A 16922-nucleotide genomic window follows, 5' to 3' on the forward strand; every position below is an offset into this window, starting at 1 on the left:
AGGAGAAGTGATATGAAAGCATTAATCGGTGCCGCAGCACTTAGCTTGAGCATGTTTGCAATGTCATCGACCGCTCTGGCCGCCGACAAGGGAACGCCAGACGAAGCCGTCGCCATGGTTAAAAAGGCGGTCGCCCTGATTAAATCCGATGGCAAGGAAAAAGCCTTCGCCGCCATTTCCGATCCGGCCAATACGACTTTCCATGACCGCGATTTGTATATCTACGTTTATGATTTGAACGGCGTCGCATTAGCCCATGGTAATAATCCCAAGATGGTGGGAAAACCTTTGATAGGCCTCAAGGATAATGAAGGCAAGCCGATGATTAAAGAAATGGTCGACCTCGCCAAATCCAAGGGCAAAGGCTGGGTGGATTTCAAATGGCCGAATCCGGTCACCAAGGCGGTGGAAGCCAAATCCGGCTATATTGAAAAAGTGGACGATATGCTGGTCGGCTCCGGCATCTACAAATAAAAAAGCAGCCGCACGCACCAACGGCCGGGACGATGTCCCGGTTTTTTTTCGCCTTCTCTCTGGAAACACGCTAAAAATTGGCATGTAAATGCCAGAATCGAGCTTGCGGACCTCGGGAACTCTTCGGCAGCCTAGTCAGTCTATACGCGGTGGCATTCAAAAATAACCGCGACACACCCTAGGAGTCGGATAATGAATAATGAAACTTCGATCGCCCGCGCCATACGCCTGCTCTGTCTCGGCGGCCTGGCTTTGGGCACGCAAGCCGCCTTCGGCCAGCAAACCGCCGAGCCCATGCAGAAAGTGCTGATAACCGGCTCCCGCATTGCCTCGCCGGCGGCGGAGTCGCCTTCGCCATTGCAGATATTAAACTCGGCTGATATTGCCGCGTCCGGCGCGACTAATCTGCAGGATTTATTGCAGAAAAACCCGACGATGGGCACGCCGACCATCAGCCGCGCCAATTCCAATTTCCAGACTTCAAGCGCTGGCGTATCGACGGTTAATTTAAGAAACCTCGGCGACTCACGCACTTTGGTATTAATTAATGGCAGGCGATTTGTTTCCGGCGTGCCCGGAGATACTGCCGTCGATCTCAACACTATTCCAACGGATTTTATCGAGAGAGTGGAATTATTAACGGGCGGCGCATCGGCCACTTACGGCTCGGATGCCGTGGCCGGCGTGGTCAATATTATTCTGAAGAAGAACTTCAATGGCCTGTTATTCGATGCGCAAACCGGCCGCAGCAACGAAGGCGACGACTACAAAAAGAAGCTGGCGCTCACGTTCGGCACCACCAGCGCCGACGGCGCCAGCAACGTCATGGGCCATTTCGGCTACTCGAAACAGGGGGCGGTGTACTCGCGCGACCGCCCCGCTTCGGCCATCGACCAGACCTCGGCCATCGCCCAGAAGCATCCGGAACTGGCCTTCGTCGCCAAGCGGCCCAACTTTTCCGGCTACGCGCCGCAGGGACATTTCTTCGGCGACAGCGAGGATTTCACCTATGACGCGAATAACAACATTATTCCATGGAAACAAAATGGCGCACCCGGCAGCGGTGCCGGCGCCACCGGCTTCAACCGCTCGGCCTACCGCCTGATCGCCGTGCCGACCGAGCGCTACCTGTTCGCCACCAACGGCAACTGGGCCTTCAACGAAAATCACAGCGCGTTTTTCGAGGGCACGTATGCCTCGTCCAAGGTCGATACCAATATCGAGCCCTTCCCCCTGGGCTCGGACCAGGTGTACAAGCCCAGTGGCCAGGTGCCGGCCGCCTCCCTCGTCAACGGCGTGCTGGTCAAGAATCCCCTGGTGCCGCAGTATTTATACGACCGCATCAGCGACACCGACGGCGACGGCCTGCCGGACTACTTCTTCACCCGCCGCCTGTCCGAGTTCGGCCCGCGCCATTCGACCGTGGACCGCGACACCTTCCGCCTGGCCACAGGCCTGAAAGGCACGGTGCGCGACTGGAGCTACGAAGCCTATCTCGCCTACGGCAAGACCAAGGAGGCGCAGAATTCCACCGGCCAGGTCAATGTCATGAGCTTGCGCAATGCCTTGGAGGCCATCCCCGGCCCGGACGGCACCCCAGTGTGCCGCGACCCGCACGCGGTGGCCGAGGGTTGCGTGCCGATCAATATTTTCGGTTTCAACAGCATCACGCCGGCCGCGCTCAAATACGTAACCGCGCCCGGCTCGCTGGAAACGGCCATCACCCAGAAACTGGTGGGCAGCTCGGTCACCGGCGAAGTGCCCGGCCTGCCCGCCGGCCGCATCGGCATCGCCGCAGGTTTCGAATGGCGCAGCGAGGATTCCAGCGCGATTCCCGACCCGCTGACCCAATCCGGCCTGAACGCCGGCAACGCCCTGCCGCCCACGTTCGGCAACTTCCTGGTGCGCGAAGTGTTTGTCGAAGCCCGGGTGCCCTTGCTGAAGGACCGGCCGTTCGCCCGCGACCTGAGCTTCCTCGGCACGGTGCGCCACGGCGATTACTCCACCGTCGGCAGCACCAACAGCTGGAACGCCGGCCTGGAATGGGGCCTCACCCCGGACGTCAAGCTGCGCGGCACGCGCGCGCAATCGACGCGGGCGCCCAATATCAACGAGCTGTTCCAGGCGCCCAGCCAGGATTTCCCGACCGGGCTGGTCGATCCCTGCGAAGGCGTGGCGTCGTCCGGGACCAGCGCGCTGGCCGTCAATTGCCGCAATGCGCCGGGAGTTGCAGCCAATATGGCGGCACATGGCGGCATTTTCACGTTAAATCAGGCCGACCAGCAGGGCATCAGCGGCTATAACAGCGGCAACCCCAATCTCAAGGCGGAAAAGGGACGCTCCACCACCATCGGCCTGGTGGTGACGCCGCGTTCGGTTCCCATGCTGCGCCGCTTCACCTTCACGGTCGACTATTTCACCATCAAGATCGCCGGCGCCATCGTCAGCACCGACCGCCAATATGCGCTGGATCAATGTTACAACCAGAACAACCAGGCGTTTTGCGGCTTCATCACGCGCCGCCCGGCGGCCGTGGGCAACCTGAGTTCGGGCTCCATCCAGTACAGCAACATCGCCGCCACCAACAGCGGCGGCTTCGGCACCGAGGGCGTCGACGTCACGGCCTCCTGGTCGGACAAGCTCGGCCCAGGCAAGCTGAGCGGGCGGCTGGCGTGGACCTGGCTGCGCCAGCTGTGGCAGAAGGCCACGCCGGAGGCGGAGAAAAACAGCGACGTCGGCGAAGTCACGGCGGCCAACACCAACGCGCCGCGCAACCGCGCCGGCCTCAACCTGGCCTACAAATGGGGGGCATACGGCATCAACTGGACCGCCACCTATACCGGGCCGGTCTCGCTGGACGACCAGTTCCTGAAAAGCCTGAGCATCGCGCCGGGTACGGTGGGCGTGGGCTCGCGCACCTACAACGATTTCCAGTTCACCTACGATGTGCGGAAGTCCTGGCAACTGTACCTGGGCATCGACAACGCCTTTAACGCCAAGGCGCCGCCCATCATCAGCGGCCTACCGGGCAGTGTTGTCGGCACCGAGACCGACACCTCGACCTACGATGCGATCGGCCGCCGCTACTACCTGGGCCTGCGCGTGTCGCTGTAACGGCGGCGTAAAAAAAACCCCACCGGCCGGAACGCGCTCGTTCCATGCCGATGGGGTTTTCTTGATGTAGGCCGGATTACTTGGCGGTCATCAGTGCGACGGTGGTGTCGAGCATGCGGTTCGAGAAGCCCCACTCGTTGTCGTACCACGACGAGACCTTGACCAGGCGGCCCGACACTTTGGTCAGGGTCGAGTCGAAGTTCGACGAGGCAGGATTGTGGTTGAAGTCGATCGATACCAGCGGTTCGGTCTGGTAGGTCAGCACTTCCTTCAGCGCGCCTTCGGCGGCGGCCTTCATCAGCGCGTTCACTTCGTCCACCGTCGTGTCGCGCTTGGCGATGAAGGACAGGTCGACCAGCGACACGTTGATGGTCGGCACGCGGATCGCGAAACCGTCCAGCTTGCCGTTCAGCTCAGGCAGCACCAGGCCGACCGCGGCGGCGGCGCCGGTCTTGGTCGGGATCATGCTCATGGTGGCCGAACGGGCGCGGCGCAGGTCTTCGTGCATCACGTCGCTCAGCACCTGGTCGTTGGTGTAGGCATGCACGGTGGTCATCAGGCCGGTTTCCACGCCGATGGCGTCGTTAAGCGGCTTGACCAGCGGGGCCAGGCAGTTGGTGGTGCACGACGCGTTCGAGATCACGGTGTCGGTGGCTTTCAGCACATGCTGGTTGACGCCGTACACGATGGTGGCGTCGACGTCCTTGCCGCCAGGTGCCGAGATGATGACTTTCTTGGCGCCGCCCTTCAGGTGGGCCGAAGCCTTCTCTTTGGTGGTGAAGAAGCCGGTGCACTCGAGCACCACGTCCACGCCCAGCTCACCCCATGGGATTTCCGCAGGGTTGCGCTGCGCGAACACGCGGATCACGTCGCCATTCACGATCATGTTGTCGCCGTCCACCGTCACGGTGCCGGGGAACTTGCCATGGGCGGTGTCGTAGCGGGTCAGGTGGGCGTTCGACTTGGCATCGCCCAGGTCGTTGATGGCAACGATCTGGATGTCTTGTTTCTTGCCGCCTTCGTAGAAAGCGCGCAGCACATTGCGGCCGATGCGGCCGTAGCCGTTGATTGCAACTTTGATCGTCATACTATGCTCCTGATTAGAAAAATAGGTAATGCAACAAGCAATTATAGATTATGCAATGACAGATTTGACTTTCGCCACGACGTTTTCCACCGTGAAGCCGAAGTGCTTGAACAGCACGCCTGCCGGGGCCGATTCACCGAAGGTATCGATGCCAACCACCGCGCCTTCCAGACCGACGTATTTGTACCAGAAATCGGTCACGCCGGCTTCGATGGCCACACGCGGCAAGCCTTTGGTCAACACGCTGGCCTTGTAGGCGGCGTCCTGACGGTCAAATACATCGGTCGACGGCATCGACACCACGCGCGCGGCGATGCCCTCGCCGGCCAGCGCGGCCGCGGCGGCCACGGCCAGTTCGACTTCGGAACCGGTGGCGATCAGCGTGACCTTGGCGTCGGCCACCTCGCTCAGCACGTAGCCGCCGCGGGCGACGTCGGCGATCTGCTGGGCGCTGCGCTCCTGGTACGGCAGGTTCTGGCGCGAGAAGATCAGCGTCGAAGGACCGGCCTTGCGCTTGACCGCCTCGCCCCACGCCACCATCGATTCGACGGTGTCGCACGGACGCCAGTTGTCCAGGTTGGGGATCAGGCGCATCGACGAGATGTGCTCGACCGACTGGTGGGTCGGGCCGTCTTCGCCCAGGCCGATCGAATCGTGGGTGAACACGAAGATCGAGCGCAGCTTCATCAGCGCGGCCATGCGCAGCGCGTTGCGGCTGTAGTCGGAGAAGGTCAGGAAGGTGGCGCCGAACGGGATGTAGCCGCCGTGCAACGTAATGCCGTTCATGATGGCCGACATGCCGAATTCGCGCACGCCATAATTGATGTGGTTGCCTGGTTTGCCGGAACGCAGCGCCACGCACTCTTTCCAGTTGGTCAGGTTGGAGCCGGTCAGGTCGGCCGAGCCGCCCAGGAATTCCGGCAGCACCGGCGCCAGCGCCTGGATGGCGTTCTGGCTGGCCTTGCGGGTGGCGATGTTTTCTTTCTTGTCGACGCAGGCGGCGATGCCGGCGGCCAGGGTGGCGTCGAAGGCGGCAGGCAGCTCGCCGGCCATGCGGCGGCTCAGCTCGGCCGCTTCGGCCGGGAACTGGGCGCTGTACTGGGCAAACTTGGCGCTCCAGGCGGCTTCGCGCTCGGCGCCGGCAGCCTTGGCGTCCCAGGCGGCGTAGACGTCGGCCGGGATCTCGAACGGCGCGGCGCTCCAGCCGATGTATTCACGCACGGCAGCCACTTCCTTGTCGCCCAGCGCGGCGCCGTGCACCTTGTCGCCGCCCTGCAGGTTGGGCGAGCCCTTGCCGATGATGGTCTTGCAGCAGATCAGGGTCGGCTTGCTGGCGGTCTTGGCGGCGGCGATGGCGGCCGAGACGGCGGCCACGTCGTGGCCGTCGACCGCGCGGATCACGTTCCAGCCGTAGGCTTCGAAGCGGGCCGGGGTGTCGTCGGTGAACCAGCCCTCGACCTTGCCGTCGATCGAGATGCCGTTGTCGTCATACAGCGCGATCAGCTTGTTCAGGCCCAGGGTGCCGGCCAGCGCGCACACCTCGTGCGAGATGCCTTCCATCAGGCAGCCGTCGCCGACGAAGGCGTAGGTGTAGTGGTCGACGATGTCCAGGCCCGGCTTGTTGAACTCGGCCGCCAGCAGGTACTCGGACAGCGCCATGCCGACCGCGTTGGCGATGCCCTGGCCCAGCGGGCCGGTGGTCGTTTCCACGCCCGGCGTGACGTCCACTTCCGGGTGGCCCGGGGTTTTCGAATGCATCTGGCGGAAGGACTTGATGTCGTCCATGGTCACCGCGTAGCCCGACAGGTGCAGCAGCGCGTAGTGCAACATCGAGCCGTGGCCGTTGGACAGCAGGAAGCGGTCGCGGTTCACCCATTTCGGGTTGGCCGGGTTGTGGCTGTAATGGCCACTCCACAGCGCCACGGCGATCTCGGCCATGCCCATCGGCATGCCTGGGTGGCCGGAATTGGCCTTCTGGACGGCGTCCATTGCCAGCGCGCGGATCGCGTTAGCCATTGGGGTGGTAGGAAGCGTAGAAGTCATCGTAGGTCTATCACGAAAGTATGGAAACTGGGGGCAATGGGATGCGGCTGTCGTTGCTACTGTCTGTGCTGCTCACTTGCTGAACCCATTATTTTACCAGACCGAGGCGTCCACCATTTAAAATTGCGGAACTCAAAACCGACCGGATTCGCGCATGCCCCGTTTTTACCTCTCCCAGTCCCTGGCCGTCGGCCAGCTCGTCAGCCTGCCCGAGGCGGTGGCCCACCACATCCTGGTGCTGCGCCTGGCGCCGGGCGCGCTGATCACGCTGTTCAACGGCGACGGCGGCGAATACAGCGCCACGCTCAGCGACATCGGCAAGCGCAGCGTGACGGCCGAGGTCAAGGCGCACAACCCGCGCGATATCGAGCTGCCCTACGCCGTCACGCTGGCGCAATGCCTGCCCGAGGCGAGCAAACTGGACTGGATCATCGAAAAGGCGGTCGAACTGGGCGCCAGCGGCATCGTGCCGCTGGCGGCGCAGCGCTGCGTGGTGCGGCTGTCGGCCGAGCGCGCGGAAAAGAAACGCTCGCACTGGCAGGGCATCATCGAGTCGGCCTCCGAACAAAGCGGCCGCAACCGGCTGGCCCAGCTGGCCGGGGTGCAGGACTACCAACAGTGGATCGGCCAGCAGGACTTGCACAAACGCATCATCCTGACGCCGCGCGCGGAGCAGTCGCTGGCCCACTGGGCGCGCCACCAGCCGCCGCAACCGGTGACGCTGGTGGTCGGCCCGGAGGGCGGCTTGAGCGAGGCGGAAGAACAGCTGGCGATTGCGCGCGGCGCGCTGCCATTGGCGATGGGGCCGCGCATCCTGCGCACCGAAACCGCCGGCCTGGCCGCGCTGGCCATTCTGAGCGCCAGCTGGGGTGGCATGGATAGTTTATAAAATGATATTTATGCCGGTAGCGCAATGAATATCGGCCAGAGCTTGAATAAACTAATTGAATTGCAGGAAGGCGCAGGGGCTGGAAAATCGATGTGGTATTTTTGCATCACATTTTCATAACATTTGTGCATTCCTAGAGATAATATTTTAAATAAAATACTTGCATTCTGCATTGGTGCGCTACAGTCCCCGGCATCCCTCTGCCACGGCCCGTTTGCGCCCCGCCCCGGCCCTCCAGGCGCACCGCGTTCGCGGCAAAAACCCCTCTGCCACGCCCTTGATCCGTTGTATTTTCAATACAGATGTTTGGCTGGCAACAATTTGCCATATTGACAGGAAATACAGGGCGATGGTCTCATAAGGTGGCTGAAATTCATTACTATCCATAATGAACATCTCAGTAACCCGCCCATAAAGCGTAAAAGGCACACATAATTTTCCCGCAGAGGAGTTTGAGCAATGATGAGAGAAACAGTTTTATCGCGTTCGGTACGTCTGATCTTTTCGAGTAGTGTGATGATCGGTATGGGCCTGGCCGCACAATCGGCAATGGCGCAAGAAGCCGGCAGCGACACCATTCAACGAGTAGAAATCACCGGTTCGTCGATCAAACGCATCGCCAAAGAAGGCTCGGTACCGGTTCAGGTCATCACCAGCGCCGACATCGCCAAGAGCGGCGCAAAGAACGTAGAAGATCTGGTTCAGGCATTGCCAGCAATGCAAGGTTTCCTGACCTCTGCGGATTCGGTTAACGGCGGCGGCGGCGGTATCCAGAACGCCTCCATCCACAGTATCGGCGCAGGCTACACCCTGGTGCTGTTGAACGGCCGCCGCATGGCGCCTTACAGCGCAGGCAGCGCGGTCAACCTGGCCAGCATCCCTCTGGCTGCGGTAGAACGCATCGAAGTACTGACCGACGGCGCCTCGGCCCTGTACGGCGCCGACGCGATCGCCGGCGTGGTCAACTTCGTGCTGAAGAAAAACCAGCAGGACTTCAACATTGAAGGCACTTACACCTCGCCGGAAAAAGAAGGCGCGCGCAGCAGCAACGTCGCCCTGTCCAAAGGCTTCGGCGATCTGGAGAAGGATGGCTTCAACATCCTGGCCTCCTACAGCCACGACGAGCAAAAAGAGCTGAACGCTTCGCAGCGCGACTTCGCCAAGAGCGGCCTGGTGCGCTTCGACCACGACGGCAAGCCGTATTCGCTGTACCAGCTGGCCATCAACACCACGCCAGCTTCGGTGACGCTGAACTTCAAGGATGGCAAAGATCCGATGACGTTCTCGCCGAACTACCTGAAGGACGGCAAATGCGCGCCTAACACCGCCTACATCGGCAGCGCCACCGACAAGTCGTGCTGGTTCGACTACTCGGGCACCGTGCAGCTGATTCCGAAATCTAAGCGCGACAGCTTCTTCGTATCGGGCCGCGCCAAGATCAACGCCGACACCACCGCGTTCGCCGAACTGGTCGATTCCAAGTTCACCCAGACCAGCCGCTTCGCGCCGCCAGCGCAGAGCCTGGCGCTGCCGCTGACCGATTCGAAGTATGCCGCCAATGTGTCGCCTTACCTGACGCAACTGGGCATCGATCCAGCGAACGTGAAGAAAGCCACGATGAACCTGCGTCTGGTCGACGCCGGCGGCCGCTCGGAAGAATACATCTCCAAAGCGCTGCACTTCGCCACCGGCATCGAAGGCCGCTACAAGGACTTCGACTACGGCGTATCCTATGTGCACTCGGAAAACACCCGCACCGCCAACTATGTCGGCGGTTTCCTGAGCCGCAACAAGTACAAAACGCTGGCCTTCGACCCGTTCGGCGCGGCCGGCAACTCGGCGGCCCTGCTGGCGCCAGCTGTTTTGCATGAGCTCGACGCCGAAACCAAGACCAAGCTGGACATCCTGAGCGTGCGCGCTTCCGGTGAAGTGTACCAACTGCCGGCAGGTCCGGTGCAGGTCGGCGTCGGTGCCGATACCACCAAGCAGCAATACGCCTATTCGCCTAGCTCGATCACCCAGGGCCCTAACCCGCAACAACCGAACTGGACCGATACCGCACTGGGTAGCGCGCCAGGCGCCCTGCCGATCGATGGTTCGCGTAAGAGCTGGGGTACCTTCGCCGAGTTCCTGGTGCCGGTCATCCAGAACCTGGACGTGACCGCCGCGGTGCGTTACGACAGCTACGACGCCGTCAAGAGCGCCATGGTGTACGACCTGGACTCGAAACTGATCGGTTCGGCGACCCAGGGCAATGATGCCTCGAAGTCGACCTACAAACTGTCGTTCCGCTACAACCCAATCAGCACCGTGCTGCTGCGCGGCTCCTATGGCACCGGCTTCAAGGTCGCCAATCTGGACGACATCATCTCGCCGGTCACCGACGCTGGCGTTACTTCCGGCAAGTATGCCTGCCCTGTGAAGGCACCGGACCCACGCGCGGCTGACTGCGCGGGCACCACCCAGTATGCGCTGACGTCCGGCGGCAACAGCGTGAAGGGCGCCAACGGCCTGAAACCTGAAGAGTCGAAGCAGTACACCCTGGGCATCCGCTTTGAACCTGTCAATGCGCTGTCGCTGGGCTTCGATCTGTGGAACGTCAAGATGAACAACCAGATCGTGGCACTGTCGGAAGGCCTGGTATTCGGCAATCCTGGCGCCTACAACAGCCTGTTCTCGACCGTGTTTGACGCCGGCATCGGCTCCAACAAGCTGGTGACGCTGCTGCCTAACTTCAATCTGGGCAGCTCGCGCTACAAAGGTATCGACTGGGATCACTCCTACCGTCTGAAAACCGGCTACGGCAACCTGTCCCTGAACTGGACCGGTACGTACATGCTGAAGTCGGAGAAAACCCTGCCAGGTACCGATGACAAAGGCAATCCAACCAGCACCACGGAAAGCAGCCTGGGTCGCTTCGACAGCTATAACAACGTCACCGCGCGTGTGATCAGCCGCATCGCAGTTAGCCTGAAAACCCCAGGCATGTTCACGCATACCCTGACGATGAACTATCGTTCCGGCTACCACGACCAAGTGCTGACCCCGGACGATGGCGCAGTCAAGGCCGTCAATCCGGACGGCACCCTGGCCGCTGGCTTCGTCGGCATGGAACGTGACGTCTCGTCGGCTGCCACCTACGACTGGCAGACCCGTGCTGACATCAACAAGACCTACACGGTCACCGCCGGCATCAAGAACCTGTTCGACAAGGATCCATCGTTCTCCAACCGTATCGCCGGTGGCGGTAACCAGGTTGGTTACGACGGTCGTTACAACAGCCCGCTGGGTCGCACGTTCTACGTGACCGCTGCCGCCAAGTTCTAAGCTGATCCGTTCCCGGGCCCAGGCCCGGGATGGTCGCAAGCCCCGTCTGCACTGAGCGCGATCTTGAGCGCGTTCAGGCTGACGGGGCTTTTTTTATGGGCGGGCGCTTGCGGTAAAATAGCGGCTCGCGGGCCGCGCCCGCGTCCCTCCCCGCTAACTACGGGGCCCGGTAATTTTTCGGAACGATCTGCCATGTTGCGACTCAATGAAGTAAAACTCCCCCTGAACCACGCCGAGGCCGACCTGCCGGCCGCCATCCTGGCCCGCCTGGGCATCGCCGCCGACGCCCTGCTCGGCTACACCGTCTTCAAGCGCAGCTACGACGCCCGCAAGAAAACCGCGATCGTGCTGATCTACTCGCTCGACGTCGACGTCAAGGACGAGGCCGAACTGCTCAAGCGCCTGCAGCACGACGCCCACCTGATGCCGTCGCCAGACACGTCCTACAAATTCGTCGCCCGCGGCGAGCAGCTCGCCGGCCACGACCAGAACCCGCGCCCGGTGGTGATCGGCACCGGCCCGTGCGGCCTGTTCGCCGCGCTGATCCTGGCGCAGATGGGCCTGCGCCCCATCATCCTCGAGCGCGGCAAGCAGGTGCGCGAGCGCACCGTCGACACCTTCGGCTTCTGGCGCAAGCGCGAGCTCAACCCCGAGTCGAACGTGCAGTTCGGCGAGGGCGGCGCCGGCACCTTCTCGGACGGCAAGCTGTACAGCCAGATCAAGGACCCCAAGCACTACGGCCGCAAGGTGCTCACCGAGTTCGTCAAGGCCGGCGCGCCGGAGGAGATCATTTACGTCAGCAAGCCGCACATCGGCACCTTCCGCCTGGTGAAGATGGTCGAGCAGATGCGCGCCAACATCGAGCAGATGGGCGGCGAGTACCGCTTCGAGAGCAAGGTGGTCGACATCGACATCGAGCAGGGCCCGGACGGCGGCCAGGTGCGCGGCCTGACGCTGGAGAGCGGCGAGAAGATCGTCACCAACCACGTGGTGCTGGCGATCGGCCACAGCGCGCGCGACACCTTTGAAATGCTGCACCAGCGCGGCGTCTACATCGAGGCCAAGCCGTTCTCGATCGGCTTCCGGGTCGAGCACCCGCAGTCGCTGATCGACGCCTGCCGCTTCGGCCCCAACGCCGGCCACCCGATTCTCGGCGCGGCCGACTACAAGCTGGTGCACCACGCCTCCAACGGCCGCGCCGTGTACAGCTTCTGCATGTGCCCGGGCGGCACGGTGGTGGCGGCCGCGTCCGAACCGGGCCGCGTGGTGACCAACGGCATGAGCCAGTATTCGCGCAACGAACGCAACGCCAACAGCGCCATCGTGGTCAGCATTTCGCCGGAGGTCGACTATCCGGGCCACCCGCTGGCCGGCATCGAGTTCCAGCGCCGGCTGGAGGAAAAGGCCTTCGAGCTGGGCGGCGGCACCTACAACGCGCCGGGCCAGCTGATGGGCGACTTCGTGGCCGGCCGCGCCTCCACCGCATTCGGCAGCGTGGTGCCGTCGTACAAGCCGGGCGTGCACCTGACCGACCTGGCGACCATCCTGCCGGAGTTCGCCGTGACGGCGCTGCGCGAAGCCTTCCCGGCCTTCGACAAGCAGGTCAAGGGCTACTTCAAGCACGACGCCGTGCTGACCGGCCTGGAGACGCGCACCTCGTCGCCGATCCGCATCAAGCGCCGCGACGACACGCTGCAAAGCCTGAACACGCGCGGCCTGTTCCCGGCCGGCGAAGGCGCCGGCTATGCGGGCGGCATCCTGTCGGCCGGCGTCGACGGCATCAAGGTGGCCGAGGCCGTGGCCCTGTCCATGGCCGCCGACCAGCAGCCGTAATTCCCCTCCCCAGACCGGCCGCCGCCCCATGCGCGGCGGCCGGCGCCCCTCCCTGCGCCTGTTATCAGGACGACATCAGTCATCGCACATCACATCGCCCGGCCTGCATGAATATGGTTGCATGTTTCGCGGCGCCCTAGCACCAATCAGCCACAAACAACCAAATACTTTGTATTTTTGTGTAAAAAAATCGCTATTTTTTGAAATAACCGTGAAATCTGTTGTTTATTTCACTGTTGTTACAGACTGATAATTGACCGTGGCCGACTCAAGTGGTCTGATGACCGCCTTGGATAATCTATTGATGGATTATTCATTGTGTAATTTTCAATGACAAAGCAACAAGCAGCAACCTCGCTAGGAGTTCAAAGCAATGATGATGGAAACCGTAATTTCGCGTTCACTGCGCCTGATGTTTTCGGGCAGCGCTGCACTGATCGGTGCAGGCCTGCTGGCCCAGCCAGTATTTGCACAGGATACCCCTGTCATACAACGCGTAGAAATCACCGGCTCGTCGATTAAGCGTGTAGACGCTGAAACCTCGCTGCCGGTACAAGTTGTAACCAAGGCTGACATCGCCCGCACCGGCGCCACCAGCACCGAAGAGCTACTGCAGTCGATCTCGGCCTTCTCCTCGGCTGGCGGCACCAGCAACGCCACCGGCGCCGGCACCTCGACCGGCGGCCTGTCGTCGATCTCGCTGCGCGGCCTGGGCTCGACCCGCACCCTGGTGCTGGTCAACGGCCGCCGCCTGGCAGCGTTTGCCGGCAGCGACGGCGCCTCGGTCAACGTCAACGTCATCCCGCTGGCCGCCATCGAGCGCGTCGAAGTGCTGAAAGACGGCGCGTCCGGCGTGTACGGCAGCGATGCGGTGGCCGGCGTGGTCAACTTCATCCTGGCCAAGCAGACCGACGGCGTGGAAATCACCGGCGGCTACGGTTCCCCATCGCAAAGCGGCGGCGGCCAGAACAGCAAAGCCTCGATCACCGGCGGCTACAACACCGACAAGCTGAACCTGGTTGTTTCGGGCTCCTACGAAAAAGAGAAGGCCTTGTTCGGCCGCGACCGCGACTACGCGTCCACCTCGACCAAGCTGCCTTACTACAACGGCACCGCGACCGGCCTGGGCAACATCCAGGGTTCGTTCACGCCAGGCAAAGGCCCTGACGCCGGCTTCAGCTCGGGCGGTTCCGGCTACGGCAACCCGCTGGCCATCGGCGACAAGTGCAGCACCATCAAGATGGGCACGCTGCAGAACGGCGCCAAGGGTTCGCCTTACTGCTACTACGACAGCGGCCCGGACGTCGGCCTGACGCCTGATCGCGAGCTGTTCAACTTCACCAGCAACCTGACCTATCAGCTCAACGACAAGCACCAGCTGTTCGGCGATGTGCTGTACTCGCAAAGCAAAGTCACCCAGACCTACCAGGCTTCGCCGGCGCGCGCCAGCTTCTTCGAAACCGACGGCGAGTTCGCCAAGCAAGGCGTGGACGCGGCACTGCTGCTCTACCCAAGCAACCCGGCCTACCAGTCGATCGCCGTGCCTTACCTGCAAAGCCGCGGCTACACCTCGCTGATCGGCAAGCCATTGTCGATCACCTCGCGCGTGTTCGATTTCGGCCCACGCCAGAACGTCGATACCGCCAAGCAGGCACGCGTGGTCGTTGGCGCCAAGGGCACCGTCGGCGCGGTCGACTACGAAGTGGCGCTGACCCACAACGAGTCCAAGCTCAACAGCGCTGTCACCACCGGCTACTTCTCGCAGGTGGCCTACGCCAAGATCATCAACAGCAGCAACTGGAATCCATGGGCCGCTGGCGGCGTGCAGACCGGCGCCCTGGCCGACCAGCTGAAGAGCGCGGCCTTCTCCGGCGACTTCCTGTCGGCGAAATCGACCAGCGACTCGTTCGACGCCAAGATCACCGGCGACTTCTGGACCATCGCCGGCATCACCCCGGTCTACGCGCTGGGCGCCCAGTCGCGCAAGGAAAACTACACCACCAATCCTGGCGCGGCTTACCAGTCGGGTGACATCTCCGGCCTGGGCGGTTCGGTCGTGCCTATCGACCGCGACCGTACCGTGAACTCGGCCTTCGGCGAACTGAGCATTCCGCTGACCAAATCGCTGGAAGCCAACCTGTCCGTGCGCGACGACCACTACGACGACGTCGGCAACGCGGCCAACTGGAAGGGCAATGTCCGTTGGCAGCCGACCAAGACCCTGGTGCTGCGCGGTTCGTACGGCACCGGCTTCCGCGCACCGTCGCTGGTCGACCTGTGGACGCCGCAGACCCTGGGCACTTCCGAACAGTTCAACGATCCAGCGACCAAGCAAACCGGTCTGCAGGTCAATGCTCTGTCGGGCGGCAATCCCAACCTGAAGCCAGAGAAGTCCAAGCAGTACTCGTTCGGCGCCGTATGGCAGCCGGTGGCCACCACCAGCATCGGCGTGGACTTCTTCAACATCAACATCCGCGACATCCTGGCGACGCCGTCGGCACAAGAGATCGTGTCGCGCTTCCGCGCCGGCGACCCGGCCTACGCCGGCCTGGTGACCCTGAACGGCAACGACATCGTCAGCATCAAGTCGACGCTGGCCAACACCGGCAACGCCAACGTGCAGGGCCTGGACCTGTTCGCCAACTGGAAGGACAACTTCAGCTTCGGTAAGCTGGAAGCCAACCTGAACGGTACCTACATGGATACCTTCGACCAGACCAGCCCGGGCGGCGACATTTCGCACAAGGTCGGCACCATCGTTGACGGCGCCGGCAATCCGGTGATCGGCGCGCAAAACGGCGGCGTGATCCTGCGTTGGAAGCATCAGCTGGCCGGTACCTGGAGCAAAGGTCCATGGTCGACCACCCTGGTGCAGAACTACCGCAGCGGCTACCAGGTTGGCCACGACTTGAACGACAACAAAGTGTTCATCTCGTCGGAAGCCACCTACGACGCCAACGTCACCTACAAGGGCATCAAGAACGTGACCCTGGCGCTGGGCGTGAAGAACCTGTTCGACAAGCAGCCTGACCCGATTGGCACCGCGGTGACCAACCAGTTCCAGTCCGGCTACGACATCAACCAGTACGATCCACGTGGCCGCTTCATCTACGTGACCGCTGGCTACAAGTTCAAGTAATCGGTAGCACCATTAAGAACGCCCGCTTATGCGGGCGTTTTTTTTACTACAGCCAGCCGGCCTTCCTGAAGCGCCGGTGCAGGTACAGGCACACGCCCACCATCACCGACAGCGCGAACGGATAGCCGTAGGTCCATTCCAGCTCCGGCATGACCTTGAAGTTCATCCCCCACACGCCGGCAAACGCGGTGCAGATCGCGAAGATCGCCGCCCACGCCGCCAGCCGCTTGTTCACTTCGCTCTCCTCGATCGCCACCATCGACAGGTTGACCTGGATCGCCGTGGCGATGGTGTCGCGTATCGTGTCGAGCGCGGAGCTGATGCGGTGCAGGTGGTCGTGCACGTCGCGGAAGTATTCCTGCGTGTCCTGGCACATGGCCGGCACGCGGCCGCCGTGCAGCCGCCCCACCGCCTCCATCAGCGGCGACACCACGTGGCGCACGATGGTCACCTTGCGCTTGAGCTCATACAGGCGCTGGATGTTGTCGCGCTGCTTGCCCTGGCTGAAGATCAGCTCCTCGATTTTTTCCAGCTCCGTCTCCAGCATGTCGAGCACCGGGAAGTAGCGGTCCACCACCGCGTCCATCAGCGCGTACAGCACGAAGGCCGGGCCCAGGCGCAGCATGTGCGGCTCCTTCTCGGCGCGCGCCCGCACGCCGAGGAAGCCCTGCTGGCTGTGGCCGTCGCGCGAGGACAGCACGTAGCTGTCGCCGACGAACATGTCGACCTCGCCGATGGCGACGTCGCCGTCGCGGCACTCGATGGTCTTGACCACCACGAACAGCGAATCGCCGTACTCCTCGATCTTGGGACGCTGGTGGCCGCGCCGCGCATCCTCCACCGCCAGCTCGTGCAGGCCGAACTCCTGCTGCATGACCGCCAGCTCCTCCGGCTGGGCGTCGCGCAGCGCCACCCACACAAAGGTCTCCGGCTTCTCGATGTACTCGCTGATCTCCTCGACCGGGATGTCGTCCAGCTTCTGGCCGTCCTGATAGGCCACACAATTAATCAGCATA

9 protein-coding genes are annotated in these 16922 nt (G+C 62.4%); 6 read left to right on the forward strand and 3 right to left on the reverse strand.

The features are described from left to right. Window positions 1-12 precede the first annotated feature (12 nt). Together AC07WS_RS16170 and AC07WS_RS16175 are read left to right on the forward strand one after the other, a co-directional pair. Complete coding sequence (locus AC07WS_RS16170) at window positions 13-474, forward strand: cache domain-containing protein (protein ID WP_494730079.1); 462 nt, start codon at window positions 13-15, stop codon at window positions 472-474. A 294-nt stretch (window positions 475-768) separates the two neighbouring features. Then, window positions 769-3588, forward strand: a complete 2820-nt coding sequence (locus AC07WS_RS16175) for a TonB-dependent receptor domain-containing protein (RefSeq protein ID WP_494730334.1) — start codon at window positions 769-771, stop codon at window positions 3586-3588. Window positions 3589-3664: 76 nt separating this feature from the next. Here AC07WS_RS16175 and gap read toward each other — a convergent pair whose 3' ends face one another. Then, window positions 3665-4675 carry a type I glyceraldehyde-3-phosphate dehydrogenase gene (gene gap / locus AC07WS_RS16180; RefSeq protein ID WP_116993371.1) on the reverse strand — a complete coding sequence of 337 codons (1011 nt, stop codon included), beginning with the start codon at window positions 4673-4675 and terminating at the stop codon, window positions 3665-3667. A gap of 48 nt (window positions 4676-4723) precedes the next feature. Next, window positions 4724-6718 carry a transketolase gene (gene tkt / locus AC07WS_RS16185; RefSeq protein ID WP_494730080.1) on the reverse strand — a complete coding sequence of 665 codons (1995 nt, stop codon included), beginning with the start codon at window positions 6716-6718 and terminating at the stop codon, window positions 4724-4726. A gap of 154 nt (window positions 6719-6872) precedes the next feature. Between tkt and AC07WS_RS16190 the strand changes: the two genes are divergently transcribed. The 4 genes from AC07WS_RS16190 to AC07WS_RS16205 all read left to right on the forward strand — a co-directional run bounded on the left by AC07WS_RS16190 (window position 6873) and on the right by AC07WS_RS16205 (window position 15906). Next, entirely contained in the window at window positions 6873-7607 is a 735-nt protein-coding gene (locus AC07WS_RS16190) for a 16S rRNA (uracil(1498)-N(3))-methyltransferase (RefSeq protein WP_494730081.1), read from the forward strand. 516 nt (window positions 7608-8123) lie between these two features. Beyond that, window positions 8124-10934, forward strand: coding sequence for a TonB-dependent receptor domain-containing protein (locus AC07WS_RS16195; RefSeq protein WP_494730082.1), 2811 nt, complete (start codon window positions 8124-8126; stop codon window positions 10932-10934). A 192-nt stretch (window positions 10935-11126) separates the two neighbouring features. Beyond that, a complete protein-coding gene (locus tag AC07WS_RS16200; RefSeq protein WP_494730083.1) occupies window positions 11127-12767 on the forward strand; it encodes an NAD(P)/FAD-dependent oxidoreductase in 1641 nt (546 codons plus the stop codon). A gap of 379 nt (window positions 12768-13146) precedes the next feature. Beyond that, a complete protein-coding gene (locus AC07WS_RS16205) occupies window positions 13147-15906 on the forward strand; it encodes a TonB-dependent receptor (RefSeq protein WP_494730084.1) in 2760 nt (919 codons plus the stop codon). Window positions 15907-15952: 46 nt separating this feature from the next. On the opposite strand, the gene corA is transcribed toward AC07WS_RS16205, so the two are convergent. Then, window positions 15953-16921: a magnesium/cobalt transporter CorA gene (gene corA, locus AC07WS_RS16210; protein ID WP_494730085.1), complete on the reverse strand. Its 969-nt coding sequence runs from the start codon at window positions 16919-16921 to the stop codon at window positions 15953-15955. Window position 16922 lies beyond the last annotated feature (1 nt).

The organism is Duganella sp. GW821-FHT01E12 (assembly GCF_059422325.1).

Bases quoted from the DNA above. Each gene is read 5' to 3' on its own strand.
- AC07WS_RS16205 (WP_494730084.1), top strand. From the start codon at position 13,147: ATGGAAACCGTAATTTCGCGTTCACTGCGCCTGATGTTTTCGGGCAGC.
- tkt (WP_494730080.1), bottom strand. From the start codon at position 6,718: ATGACTTCTACGCTTCCTACCACCCCAATGGCTAACGCGATCCGCGCG.
- gap (WP_116993371.1), bottom strand. From the start codon at position 4,675: ATGACGATCAAAGTTGCAATCAACGGCTACGGCCGCATCGGCCGCAAT.
- corA (WP_494730085.1), bottom strand. From the start codon at position 16,921: ATGCTGATTAATTGTGTGGCCTATCAGGACGGCCAGAAGCTGGACGAC.
- AC07WS_RS16200 (WP_494730083.1), top strand. From the start codon at position 11,127: ATGTTGCGACTCAATGAAGTAAAACTCCCCCTGAACCACGCCGAGGCC.
- AC07WS_RS16175 (WP_494730334.1), top strand. From the start codon at position 769: ATGCAGAAAGTGCTGATAACCGGCTCCCGCATTGCCTCGCCGGCGGCG.
- AC07WS_RS16170 (WP_494730079.1), top strand. From the start codon at position 13: ATGAAAGCATTAATCGGTGCCGCAGCACTTAGCTTGAGCATGTTTGCA.
- AC07WS_RS16190 (WP_494730081.1), top strand. From the start codon at position 6,873: ATGCCCCGTTTTTACCTCTCCCAGTCCCTGGCCGTCGGCCAGCTCGTC.
- AC07WS_RS16195 (WP_494730082.1), top strand. From the start codon at position 8,124: ATGATCGGTATGGGCCTGGCCGCACAATCGGCAATGGCGCAAGAAGCC.